This is a genomic window from Bacteroides sp. OF04-15BH (genome assembly GCF_003477995.1).
GTDB lineage: Bacteria > Bacteroidota > Bacteroidia > Bacteroidales > Bacteroidaceae > Paraprevotella.
This window is the reverse complement of sequence record NZ_QUEM01000006.1, coordinates 35430-48044: the sequence shown is the minus strand read 5'-3', so window position 1 is coordinate 48044 and position 12615 is coordinate 35430. Positions and strand designations below refer to the sequence as shown.

Sequence of the window (12615 nt, the reverse complement as noted above, 5' to 3'; positions counted from 1 at the left end):
AATAATCGTCTGATTTACAAAGACCAATAACCGGATCGGCTTTTTCTGCCGAAGAAAACCGGATGGCTCAGCACGCCTTTCTCAAAGACATCCGGAACTGATCAGGATGAAATGTTCCTTTCATGCTGATGATGCTCTCAAATGATCGGGACCATTTTGAATCTTTTCCGATACGGTATGCTTCTTTCTGCTGCCGATTGAAAAGGGAAAAAATGAATATTCATGCAATATGCCCAATATATATACTCCGGAAAACGGTGCGAAATGCATAAATATTCTTTCCTTAAACTCTATTTCTTTCTTTTTCGGCAACACAGCCAGAGGTCTTATAAAAGAAAAAGTGGAAAAAGAGCCCTCAAAATGACTTGGAGACTTACATTTTGCAAAAGGAAGAAAACACAAAAAACAAGGGATAAAGGGCATAAAACACAAACCGTCCGTGGAACTTCCCATTCCACAGACGGTTTGTGTTTTTATATTTTCAGATAATCAGAAATCAGTTCAGCAATACCTTGAAAATCTTCATGCCGCTTTCTGTTTTCACAGCCAGCACATAGTTGCCATGCAAGCGGCCATTACACTCCAATACGTTCTTACCTTTCACCTCGGCCACCACTTTGCCATCGAGTGAGAACAGGCTGATATATTCTATCGCACTGTTGGCAGTGACGAGCAAGCGGTTACCGTTCAGCTGATAGCTTACAGAAGCATCTTCCTGCAAACTGCCCATACCTGAAGGCAGACTTTCAGCCTGAACAAACTTAAACAGATAGCTTCCGCTGATGCTTGTGCCTCCCATTTCGATATTCTTGCCGGAAATTGTCCAGAACTTATCTCCAGCCGAACCGGCATTCTTAATGGCAAACAGGCTGTCCATCTCGGCCAGAACATAAGTATGCCAAGTGGCATCATAAGGATTCAGATTTGCATTCTCGGCAAAGGTTCCCTTCTCGTTTACGTAGCGCTTATCGGCGGCACTCTTGATATTGTAGCGGTTAGTCTGGTTATCCAGATTTACGGTCCACAGCTGTTTCTTCAGGACATCCACAGGCATCTTGTCCGCAAACACCGGACGGTCGCCCACACGGCCTGCACCCGGAGTCTGATTGGTAAGATACTTGTTTTCCGCATTGATGATATAATACTGACTGCCGCTTTCTATCATCGAATGCTGCTCTCTCAAAGCCTCGTCAACCGGAACAATCTCAAAGATGAACACTTCCGGCTTCAGCTGGTTGTTGCTGCTCGGAGAAATCTTGCTGCTGCTTGACTGCCAATATTTGTCACCGGCACTACCCGCATTCTGAATGGCATACTTGTCATTGAAACGGTAAATGTTGTAAGAGTGCCATGCTGACTCATACGGATTGGTCGTTGCATTGGTTGTAAAGTTACCTAACTCATTGATATAACGCTGATCATAAGCATTGACAATCTTATAGCGTTCTGTGGTGTAATCCAAAGAGATAATCCACTCCTGCTTCTGCGGATTGGCCGCATCAATGGTTGAAGAATAGTTTGGCGAACCGCCGGTACCGTTCGGATTCGGATTGGTGAGATACTGTCCGTTATACTTGATGTAGTAAGTTCCGTCCTCCAGCAAAACAGCCGGGAACACATCTGTGCGGTAGTTGAACTCTTTCTTATATTCCTGAATGCATTCGGCCAAGGCTGTCTTCAGGAATGGTCCCACAGCGACATCGGCCACCACCGGATTCGGCGATTTGATGGAACCTGCAAAATTACGCGAACGGATTTCCTTCTGCTCCTGCTCCTTCTTGACGCAATCCAGATAGAGGTTGATAAATTCCACACTGTCGCGTTTTTGCAGCATCGTCTTCATCTTCATGATGTTCTGTCCGCGCTGTCCCATCAGGCGCATTACCTGAAGCCATGGGGTGATTTCATCCAGCAAAGCGGTATTTACCGAAGCATCCTGGTTTTCTTTGGCCAACGTGTCGGCCTTGAGCAGCTCATCGGCGGCCCATACCAGCGTGTCAAACTGCAAAGCCATCTTCTGCACGGCTGCCTCATTATAGCCATCCTTCATTGCCTCGTCGTATTCGGCTTTGGCAGCCTTGAACTTAACGGATTCTCCTTCGGTGCGGCGCAATCCGTGTGCATTACTGCCCAAATCCACATTATTCTCACAGAACACCTTGAACTGTTCCGCATACTTCGGCATCAGATACGGAATGGAGCGCTCCCATGAAGCATCGGCATCATAATCGCTCAGATTCCAACTGTAATCGGCAATGCTATAGAGAGATACCTTTGAAGCCTCTGCATACTCCATCGGATTTGAAGTAAAGCCCGCCAATGAAGAAGCAATCGTATTGTCGTTGCCAAAGGTCGGTCCCATCAGCAAATGACGGTCGCAATAATCTGTCACCGGATAATTCAGCCAGATATAGGCATTTCGGTTGATGCGCGGGTTAATCCAGTCCAAATCAGACTGATTGATCATATCGACCACCGAATTTCCTGTCCACATGATTCGGATTTCGGGATACATCTGGCCAATGGCAGTCAGATAACTTTCATCGCCCACATAAGCCCGGTTATAGGCTGTAGGACAATGAATCAAAGGAGGAAGCCCCGGATGAGCCTTGATAAAATGGTCGGTAACATAGTTCAGCAACTCAGCCTGACCCTGTCCGCTGCCTCCATTGCCACTGATATCGTCAAAGAATATGGCAAAAGCACGGACTCCCAGGGCATATACGCTCTCCAGTTTGTCGATAACCTTCTGACGGTCGGCATCAGTCCACTGGATGTCGCCACCCGGATGCAGTGCCCAGACAAACTGCACTTTATTTTTCTGTGCGGCCAAAGCCAGGTCCGTAATCTCCTTACCCTTTTCTGTCGGATAAGGCACACGCCACTGGGCACGATGATATGGATCGTCCTTCGGACCATAAATATACACATTCATCTTGTTGGCTCCGTAGAACTCGAACTGACGGATTCGGTCCTGCTTGCTCCAGGGATTTCCATAAAAGCCTTCAATCACTCCGCGGTCGGTCAGGTCCGGATAGTCCTTGATCTCCACCTGCATGACCTCCGGCTGTGACAGGATTTGCAGGAACGACTGCACTCCATAAAAGGTTCCCACACTGTCGTTTCCGGCAATAATCACTTTATTGGGCTCCACTTTCAAATAATAACCCTCTGTCTTTTCAGGAATCAGACTTTCATATTCTGCAACAACAGCATCGCCCCGCTCTCCGACAATCAATTCAACGGCAGCGTCGGCAGCAGTCTGGATATGCCCTTTCAAAACATCAACAGCATCCTGATCGGCTGTTGCTTCACCGATCATCTTAAAGGAAATATTTTGCCCGAAAGCCTTCTCTCCCCAAACAATCTCCTGAGGAATTGGAGATACGGTAACCTTTTGAGCTTGAGACGGAACACTCATACCTAAAGATGCCCCAAGCAATAAGGTCGATAATAAAAATTGTTTCATGGTTTAATAAATTGGTTTTAAGATATCCATGCAAAAATAACAAAAAATCCTGCAAAAAAGACATTCCCGAAAAAAAAGATAGATTTATGATAAAGAAAAAGACAATTTGTAATTAATATTTACAACAAACCTGCATAAAGTAAAAATGAAAAAACAGCCGGAGAAGGCTTCAACGGATGGAAATAAAAAAAGGGGGCTTCACAGCTCCCTTTTTCCTTAAACTAAACCTTAACTATGAAAAAATCTAATGTTTTTTATTCGGTGCACAAAATTCCGAATAATTTTCCAAAAGCACAATATATAAAAGGCAGAAAAATAAGTATTTATATTTATTTAACGCCAATCTAAAGATTATTTGAATCTTTAGAGCGGGCATCTATAGGCATGTCTCTTTTAAATTGGCTATCTTTGCAGTCAAAATTCGATTTATACAACTGATCAATGAAAAAACTCTTTATTGAAACTTATGGTTGCCAGATGAATGTGGCCGACAGTGAAGTGGTGGCCTCAGTCATGAAAATGGCAGGCTATGATATATGCGAGTCGCTCGACGAGGCTGATGCCGTATTCCTGAATACCTGCTCCGTGAGAGACAACGCCGAACAGAAAATCATCAACCGCCTGGAGTTCTTCCATTCACAGAAGAAGAAAGGAAGAAAACTGATTATCGGTGTCTTGGGCTGTATGGCCGAGCGTGTCAAAGAGAAACTTATCGAAGAACATCATGTAGATATCGTGGTGGGACCGGATGCCTATATGTCGCTGCCCGACCTCATCGCTCAGGTGGAAATGGGCCACAAGGCCATCAATGTGGAACTGTCTACAACAGAAACCTACCGCGACGTGATTCCACAGCGCATCTGCGGCAAACAGATTGGAGGATTCGTGAGCATCATGCGTGGCTGCAACAACTTCTGCCACTACTGCATCGTGCCTTATACCCGAGGACGCGAAAGAAGCCGCGATGTGGAGAGCATCCTCAACGAGGTGCGCGACCTGAGGGACAGAGGCTTCAAGGAAGTGACTCTGCTCGGTCAGAACGTGAACTCTTATCTGTGGAAGGATGAAAACAGCGAAAAGGAAGTGAACTTCCCGACCCTGCTCCGCATGGTAGCCCATGAGGCTCAGGGAATGCGTGTGCGCTTCACCACCTCTCACCCCAAAGACATGAGTGATGAGACCTTGCATGTCATTGCCGAGGAACCGAATGTATGCCGCAACATTCATCTGCCGGTACAGAGCGGAAGCAACCGCATCCTGAAACTGATGAACCGCAAATATACCCGTGAATGGTATCTGGAGCGCGTGGCAGCAATCCGTCGCATCATCCCCGACTGCGGTCTCAGCACCGACATTTTTGCCGGATACTGCACCGAAACGGAAGAAGACCATCAGGAATCGCTCTCGCTGATGCGCGAATGCGCCTATGACAGCGCCTTTATGTTCAAATATTCGGAAAGACCGGGCACCTACGCTTCCAAGCATTTCAAGGACGATATTGACGAGGATACCAAAGTGCGCCGCCTGAACGAACTGATTGCCCTGCAGAACGAACTTTCTGCCGAAAGCAACCGGAAATGCATCGGAAAGACTTATGAAGTGCTGGTGGAAGGCGTCAGCAAACGCTCTAAAGACCAGTTGTTCGGCCGTACGGAACAGAATAAAGTGGTTGTGTTCGACCGCGGAAACCATCGCATCGGCGATTTCATTCAGGTGCAGATCACCGAAAGTTCTTCGGCTACCCTGAAGGGAATTGTTCTCAACTAAACAGTCAGTAACCATGAAAAAAGGCAAAAGAAAAAGAAGCCTATCGGGCATGCAGATCTTTACCTCGTGCATCAGCACGGCTCTGGTACTGGTTCTGTTCGGACTGGTTGTGTTCTTTGTGCAGGTTGCCCACCGTCTGTCAGACTCCGTGAAGGAGGATCTGGTGGTTTCGGTTCTGCTGTCTGACGAAGCAGGACAGGACGCCATTCAGACTTATACCCGGGAGATGCAACAGAAGACCTACATCAAACAGCTGGATTACATCAGCAAAGAGCAGGCTCTGAAAGAACATATTGAAGAAATGGGTACCGATCCCGAAGAATTTCTGGGCTCCAACCCGTTCTCTCCCTCGCTGGAGGTGCATCTGAAAGCCGACTATGCCAATTCCGACAGTCTGTCGTGGATTACACGCGACATCAAATCACAGCCCATCGTACTCAACGTGGTTTATCAGAAAGATTTGATTGACAGCCTGAACCAGAACCTGCAAAAGGTAAGCCTGGTATTGCTGATTCTGGCGGCCCTGCTCACATTTGTCTCATTTGGACTGATAAACAGCACCGTAAAGATGAGCCTTTATGCCAACCGGTTCCTGATTCACACCATGAAACTGGTCGGAGCGCGTTGGAGTTTCATCCGCCGGCCATTTCTGGCCCGAAGTTTCTGGATCGGACTGGTCTCGGCCATCCTGGCCAATGGAGTGCTGATTGCCGGAATTCACCTGTTTGTGCATTACGATCCGGTGCTGGAAAATATCATCACCCTGCACATGGTTGCCATCATGGGCGGTGCGGTACTGCTAGCAGGAATCCTGCTGACTTTGACCTGCTCATACTTTTCTGTCAATAAATTCCTGAAAATGAAAGCAGGAGAACTTCATGAAATGTAACAAAAAACAATATTATGGACAAAAGAAACTTTGCATTCGGTAAGATGAACTTCATCTTGCTGGCGATAGGAATGATTATCGTGATTGCCGGCTTTATCCTCATGTCCGGCCCGGGAAGTACTGAGACAACCTTCAATCCGGATATTTTCAGCGCTCAGCGCATTAAGGTGGCTCCCCTGACTTGTCTTTTCGGATTCCTGTTCATCGTTTACGGAATTTTGTATAAACCTAAAAACAACGACTAAAAAATGACTAACACAGATGCTTTATTAATGGGATTGTTGCAAGGACTGACAGAATATTTGCCAGTAAGTAGTAGTGGTCATTTAGCCATCGCCTCAAATCTTTTAGGAGTTGATGGTGAATCAAATCTGACATTTACAGTAGCTGTTCACGTAGCTACAGTACTAAGCACACTTGTAATTCTTTTTAAAGAAATTGTATGGATCTTCAAAGGATTGTTTCACCCCATTGGATCTACAGGAATCAATAAGGAACAGAAATATGTGCTGAACATCATCATTTCCATGATTCCAGTGGGTATTGTGGGTGTGTTCTTCAAGGATTATGTAGAAGAAATTTTCGGAAGCGGCTTGCTGGTAGTAGGTTTCTGCCTGCTGATCACTGCTTCGCTCCTTACTTTCTCTTACTTTGCCAAACCTCGCCAGAAGGAGACCATCTCCATGAAGGATGCCTTCATCATCGGACTTGCTCAGGCCTTTGCCGTACTGCCGGGTGTGTCACGCTCCGGTTCTACCATTGCCACCGGTCTGATTCTGGGAAACAAAAAAGAGACACTGGCCCAGTTCTCTTTCCTGATGGTTATTCCGCCTATCTTGGGTGAAGCACTGCTCGATCTGATAAAAGCAGCCAAGGAAGGAGCCGAGGCAGCTATCGGCGATCTGTCTATCAGCGCCCTTTGCATCGGATTTTTGGCAGCTTTCATCTCCGGATGCATGGCCTGCAAATGGATGATCAATATCGTCAAAAAAGGAAAACTGATTTATTTTGCCATTTACTGTGCCTTAGTAGGCCTTACCCTCATTATCTCACATGCATTCTAAAGTATATGACTTCAAAGAGGGGGAAATCCTCTGCTTTGACAAGCCTTACGAATGGACTTCTTTCGGTCTGGTTGCCAAAGCAAGATATGAGCTTTGCAAGAAACTGAAGGTCAAGAAACTCAAAGTAGGCCACGCAGGAACTTTGGACCCTTTGGCCACCGGAGTGCTGATTATCTGCACCGGAAAGGCTACAAAAAAAATCATGGAACTGCAGGCTCATACCAAAGAGTACATCGCTACCATCCGTTTGGGAGCAACCACCCCTTCGTATGATTTGGAAAAAGAAATTGATGCCACATACCCCACAGAGCATATCACCCGTGAACTAGTGGAGGAAACGCTGAAAAAATTCGTCGGAACCATTGAACAGGTACCCCCAGCCTTCTCTGCCTGCAAGGTGAACGGAGACCGGGCCTATGACCTGGCCCGTAAGGGAGAAACCGTGGAACTGAAAGCCAAAACTCTGGTCATTGACGAAATTGAACTGTTGAACTGCAATCTGCCGGACATCGAAATCCGCGTGGTATGCAGTAAAGGTACTTACATCCGCGCACTGGCCCGTGACATCGGCGAGGCCCTGAACAGCGGAGGACATCTCACCGCACTGCGCCGCACGCGCATCGGTGACTATAAAGTGGAGGATTGCCTGAAACTGGATGAGTTTTCAGAATGGCTCAGCCAGCAGACAATCGCTACACCAGAAGAGAAATAATCGTGTATCTAAAAATATTTAAGGAGAGTATTTGAAATGAAATTATCTGATTTTAAATTTAAACTTCCCGAAGATCGTATCGCCTTATACCCTACGTTTCACCGCGATGAGTCCAGACTTATGGTGCTTCACAAAAAGAGCGGAACCATAGAACACCGTGAATACTTCAAGGATATTCTGGATTACTTCGACGACAAAGATGTGTTCATCTTTAATGATACCAAGGTATTCCCGGCACGTCTCTATGGAAACAAGGAAAAAACCGGCGCACGCATTGAGGTATTTTTGTTACGCGAACTGAATCAGGAACTACGTCTGTGGGATGTATTGGTAGATCCGGCCCGCAAAATCCGAATCGGAAACAAACTCTATTTCGGAGATGACGACTCTATGGTTGCCGAGGTTATCGACAATACCACCTCAAGAGGAAGAACCCTGCGCTTCCTTTATGACGGACCGCACGATGAGTTCAAAGCTGCTCTCTATGCTTTGGGAGAGGCTCCGCTGCCACGTTTCATCAAGCGCGAAACGGAGAAAGAGGATATGGAACGCTTCCAGTGTATCTTTGCCAAGAACGAAGGTGCCGTAACAGCTCCTACTTCAGGTCTGCACTTCTCACGCGAGCTGATGAAGAGAATGGAAATCAAGGGCATTGACTTTGCTTTCGTTACGATGCATTGCGGTTTGGGCAACTTCCGTGAAATTGATGTGGAGGACCTTACCAAACATAAGATGGACAGCGAAGAGATGTTCGTCAGTGCCGAGGCTTGCCGCATCGTCAACCAGGCAAAAGATACCGGCCACAAGGTATGTGCCGTAGGTACTACCGTGCAGCGTACCATCGAATCTGCCGTAGGTACCGACTGCCATCTGAAGGAGTTCCAGGGATGGACCAACAAGTTCATTTTCCCTCCTTACGAATTCAGTGTTGCCGACTCTATGGTAGCTAACTTCTATCTGCCTTACAGCACCCTGCTGATGCTGACAGCTGCTTATGGTGGCTACGAACTGGTTATGGAGGCTTATAACCAGGCACTCAAGGAAGGCTATCGTTTCGGAACTTATGGCGATGCCATGTTAATTTTGAATGATTAATGACTGACTTATATTTAAGCCTGGGAAGCAATCAGGGAAACCGAAAAGAATTGCTTCAGAAGGCAGTTCAGGGATTGGAAACTCGGATAGGGCGCGTGTGCGCCCTATCCGAGTTTTATGAAACAGCCCCCTGGGGATTTGTTTCAGACCACCCGTTCTTAAATGCTGCTGTCCATCTGAAAACAGCTAAAACACCGGCCGAGATTCTGGCGATAACGCAAGAAATCGAAAAACAGCTGGGCAGGAAAACAAAAAGCCACGGTGGTGCCTATCAGGATCGGCCCATTGACATCGATTTGCTTTTCTATGGCAACTGTTGCATCGACCAAGTGATTGAATTACCGGATGGCAGTCGGCAACAGCTGACACTTCCGCACAAACTGCTGCACGAAAGAGACTTTGTCCTGAAGCCGCTCGTAGAAATAGCACCCGACCTGCATCATCCTCTGCTAACATGCACTGTCAGAGAACTTTGGCAACAATTAAACGAACGGGAAGGACGTTGAGAATGTTAAATAAACAGTGATTTTATGTTTATTAATACCCGAAATATGAGTATTGATTGAAAAGTCACTATCTTTGCAATAATTATAAATGTGGATAGATTTGGGCGGCTTGCAACCACGGTAAAAAATGCTAAATACAGACATCTTAGTGCTGAACGCATTCCTACCCAATGAAACCCCATTCTTGTTTTTTATCTTATAAATATTATAAAAATGGGTTATTTATTTACTTCAGAATCAGTATCAGAGGGACATCCTGACAAAGTAGCCGATCAGATTTCGGACGCTGTCTTGGATGAATTGTTGGCTTTTGATCCATCCTCAAAAGTGGCTTGCGAAACAATGGTCACAACAGGACAGGTTATCATTGCCGGCGAAGTGAAATCACAGGCTTATGTAGACTTGCAGGAGGTGGCCAGAAAAACCATCCAGCGCATCGGATACACCAAGGCGGAATACAAATTCGAAGCTGAAAGCTGCGGTGTGCTGTCGGCCATCCATGAGCAGAGCGCAGATATCAACCGCGGTGTGGAAAGAGAAGATCCGATGAATCAGGGAGCCGGTGATCAGGGAATGATGTTCGGATACGCAACCAACGAAACCGAGAACTTCATGCCGCTGTCATTGGATCTGGCACACAACATTCTGCTTGTTCTGTCAGAAATCCGCAAGGAAGGCAAGGAAATGACTTACCTCCGTCCGGATGCCAAGAGCCAGGTGACCATTGAATATGACGATCAGGGCAAACCGGTAAGAGTAGACACCATCGTCGTTTCTACCCAGCATGACGACTTTATCCAGCCGTCCGCTACGCTGAGCGAGGAAGAGGCTGACCGCCAGATGCTGGCACAGATCCGCAAGGATGTCATTGAAATCCTGATGCCTCGGGTAATCGCCGGTATTCACAATCCGGAAATCCTGAAGCTGTTCAATGACCAGATTACTTATCATGTCAACCCTACCGGCAAGTTTGTTATCGGTGGTCCGCACGGAGATACCGGTCTGACCGGACGCAAGATTATCGTAGACACTTACGGTGGCAAGGGAGCACACGGTGGCGGTGCCTTCTCAGGCAAGGACCCTTCAAAGGTAGACCGCTCAGCCGCTTATGCCGCACGCCATATCGCCAAGAACATGGTAGCAGCCGGAGTGGCCGACGAGATGCTCGTACAGATCAGTTATGCCATCGGTGTGGCTGAACCGATTAATATCTATGTCAACACCTATGGCAAGAGCCGTGTAAACATGAGCGACGGCGAGATTGCCAAAGTCGTTGGAAAATTGTTCGACCTGCGCCCGAAAGCTATCGAAGAAAGACTGAAACTGCGCAATCCGATCTATGAGGAAACTGCCGCTTATGGTCATATGGGCCGCAAGCCTCAGACAGTAACCAAGACTTTCCAGAGCAGATACATGGAACCGAAAACCGTTGAAGTGGAACTGTTCACTTGGGAGAAACTGGACTATGTTGATCAAATCAAAAAAGAATTTAGCTTGTAATGAATCATATTAAATCAGTTTGTGTTTACAGTGCCTCCAGTACAAAAATCAGCGAGGACTATTTTCAGGCTGCACGCCAACTCGGCCAGTTGCTGGCCCAACGGCAAATGCGTCTGGTAAACGGTGCCGGATGCCTGGGACTGATGTGTGCCTGTGCCGACGCCTGTCTGGCAGAAGGCGGACAGGTAACCGGAGTCATTCCCCGGTTTATGATTGAACAGGGATGGCACCACACGGGACTGACCGAACTGATCATTACAGAAGACATGCACACCCGCAAGCAGACAATGGCGCGCCTTTCCGACGCAGCCATTGCCTTGCCCGGCGGATGCGGCACTCTGGAAGAGTTGCTTGAAATCATTACCTGGAAACAGCTGGGCATATATCTGAAGCCCGTTGTCATCCTGAACATCAACGGATACTATGATCCGTTGCTCCAGATGCTGGAAAAGGCCGTAGAAGAGCATTTCATGCGGCCGGAACATCAGGCCATCTGGCACGTGGCCCATACGCCGGAAGAGGCGCTGGACTTACTTGAGGAAATCCCCATGTGGAACAAAGAAGTACGCAAATTTGCAGCAATATAATGACACAGACCGACTCCATATCCACCCAACCGGTCAGCGCAAAGCCAGTCAGCGCCGTATCGCACAAGGGAAAACTTCCATTCAATGCCGCCAGAATCATTGATGCACTGCCGGCAGATGCAACACCGGCACAACAGGATTCAGCCATTCAGGCCAATCTTCCGGAAAGAGTACGAATCCGGTCCACTCGTCCCGACACACTTGAAATACCGGGAATTCCGGCAAAAAAATCCAAATCATTATCAGAACTCACCAGTCATTACCGCCAAACATTCTTTGACGGTAATCATTTTATGCACCCGGAGGTAAGCGATGCCCGTCTGGGTATTCAGGAAACTCCGCTCCCCTATCAGTTACGGAGAGACGACGGCATAACCGCCCTTCTGCTCCTTGTACTGATGCTCATGCTGGTGACCTTCTCAAAAAGCAAGAAGTCTTTGCTGAAACAAGCCAAAGAACTATTCAATCCTCCCCGGGAATACCACAGCCTGTTTAATGATGAACCTGGCGACCAGCAACGCACCATGAGCTTTTTCGTGAGTCTCGCCTTACTGACGCTTTCCCTGCTGCTCTTCAGCTTCAACAAGCTTACGAACAGCTATTTCATCAGTCCGGAACAGCCCTACCTGACTCTGCTGTCCAATCTGCTGGTGGTCGTGATTTACTACTTCTTCAAGAAGGTATCCTACCACTTTGTGAATTGGATATTTTTTGACAAAACAAAAAATAAGAAATGGCAGGAAACCTATTCTTTTGTCTATGCGGCAGAAGGAATGTTTCTTTTTCCGATATTGCTATTAACGGTTTATTTTGACCTGAATACAATACATACGCTGTTTTGTCTGGGGTTTGTGGTGCTTTTGACAAGGATTATCTTGTTATATGAGACATATATAATCTTTTTCCCGAAAATACATGGATTTTTGCATTTAATTGTGTACTTTTGTGCCCTTGAAATTACACCTCTGCTTATATTGTGCAGGGTTTTGGCTTTTATCAATAATAATTTTGTTATAAAAATTTAGG

General features: G+C 46.9%; 12 protein-coding genes. 10 read left to right on the top strand and 2 right to left on the bottom strand.

The genetic code is table 11. The annotated features are described in order from the left end of the window. Window positions 1-120 precede the first annotated feature (120 nt). Window positions 121-453 carry a hypothetical protein gene (locus DXA74_RS16280; protein ID WP_158576013.1) on the bottom strand — a complete coding sequence of 111 codons (333 nt, stop codon included), beginning with the start codon at window positions 451-453 and terminating at the stop codon, window positions 121-123. 43 nt (window positions 454-496) lie between these two features. Continuing rightward, complete coding sequence (locus tag DXA74_RS04075) at window positions 497-3469, bottom strand: beta-N-acetylglucosaminidase domain-containing protein (protein WP_118525557.1); 2973 nt, start codon at window positions 3467-3469, stop codon at window positions 497-499. Between the two features lie 441 nt (window positions 3470-3910). Here DXA74_RS04075 and miaB point away from each other — a divergent pair, with 441 nt between their 5' ends. From miaB to DXA74_RS04025, 10 genes are all read left to right on the top strand, one after another. Next, window positions 3911-5236, top strand: coding sequence for a tRNA (N6-isopentenyl adenosine(37)-C2)-methylthiotransferase MiaB (gene miaB / locus DXA74_RS04070; RefSeq protein WP_118525556.1), 1326 nt, complete (start codon window positions 3911-3913; stop codon window positions 5234-5236). A 13-nt stretch (window positions 5237-5249) separates the two neighbouring features. Next, entirely contained in the window at window positions 5250-6125 is an 876-nt protein-coding gene (locus DXA74_RS04065) for an ABC transporter permease (RefSeq protein WP_118525555.1), read from the top strand. Window positions 6126-6139: 14 nt separating this feature from the next. Continuing rightward, on the top strand, window positions 6140-6370 hold the full coding sequence (locus DXA74_RS04060; protein WP_118525554.1) for a DUF3098 domain-containing protein: 231 nt from the start codon (window positions 6140-6142) through the stop codon (window positions 6368-6370). 3 nt (window positions 6371-6373) lie between these two features. Further along, window positions 6374-7189 (top strand): undecaprenyl-diphosphate phosphatase, encoded by an 816-nt coding sequence (locus tag DXA74_RS04055; RefSeq protein WP_118525553.1) that lies wholly within the window; start codon window positions 6374-6376, stop codon window positions 7187-7189. After that, window positions 7179-7901, top strand: coding sequence for a tRNA pseudouridine(55) synthase TruB (gene truB, locus DXA74_RS04050; protein ID WP_118525552.1), 723 nt, complete (start codon window positions 7179-7181; stop codon window positions 7899-7901). Before DXA74_RS04055 ends, truB begins: the two co-directional genes overlap by 11 nt. 36 nt (window positions 7902-7937) lie before the next feature. Next, entirely contained in the window at window positions 7938-8996 is a 1059-nt protein-coding gene (gene queA / locus DXA74_RS04045; protein ID WP_118525551.1) for a tRNA preQ1(34) S-adenosylmethionine ribosyltransferase-isomerase QueA, read from the top strand. Continuing rightward, window positions 8996-9502, top strand: a complete 507-nt coding sequence (folK, locus tag DXA74_RS04040) for a 2-amino-4-hydroxy-6-hydroxymethyldihydropteridine diphosphokinase (RefSeq protein WP_118525550.1) — start codon at window positions 8996-8998, stop codon at window positions 9500-9502. The genes queA and folK overlap by 1 nt, the downstream gene beginning before the upstream one ends. A gap of 213 nt (window positions 9503-9715) precedes the next feature. Continuing rightward, window positions 9716-11002 carry a methionine adenosyltransferase gene (gene metK / locus DXA74_RS04035; RefSeq protein WP_118525549.1) on the top strand — a complete coding sequence of 429 codons (1287 nt, stop codon included), beginning with the start codon at window positions 9716-9718 and terminating at the stop codon, window positions 11000-11002. Next, on the top strand, window positions 11002-11589 hold the full coding sequence (locus DXA74_RS04030; RefSeq protein WP_118525548.1) for a TIGR00730 family Rossman fold protein: 588 nt from the start codon (window positions 11002-11004) through the stop codon (window positions 11587-11589). The genes metK and DXA74_RS04030 overlap by 1 nt, the downstream gene beginning before the upstream one ends. Further along, window positions 11589-12614, top strand: coding sequence for a DUF4271 domain-containing protein (locus DXA74_RS04025; RefSeq protein WP_118525547.1), 1026 nt, complete (start codon window positions 11589-11591; stop codon window positions 12612-12614). Before DXA74_RS04030 ends, DXA74_RS04025 begins: the two co-directional genes overlap by 1 nt. The last annotated feature ends 1 nt before the right edge of the window (window position 12615 follow it).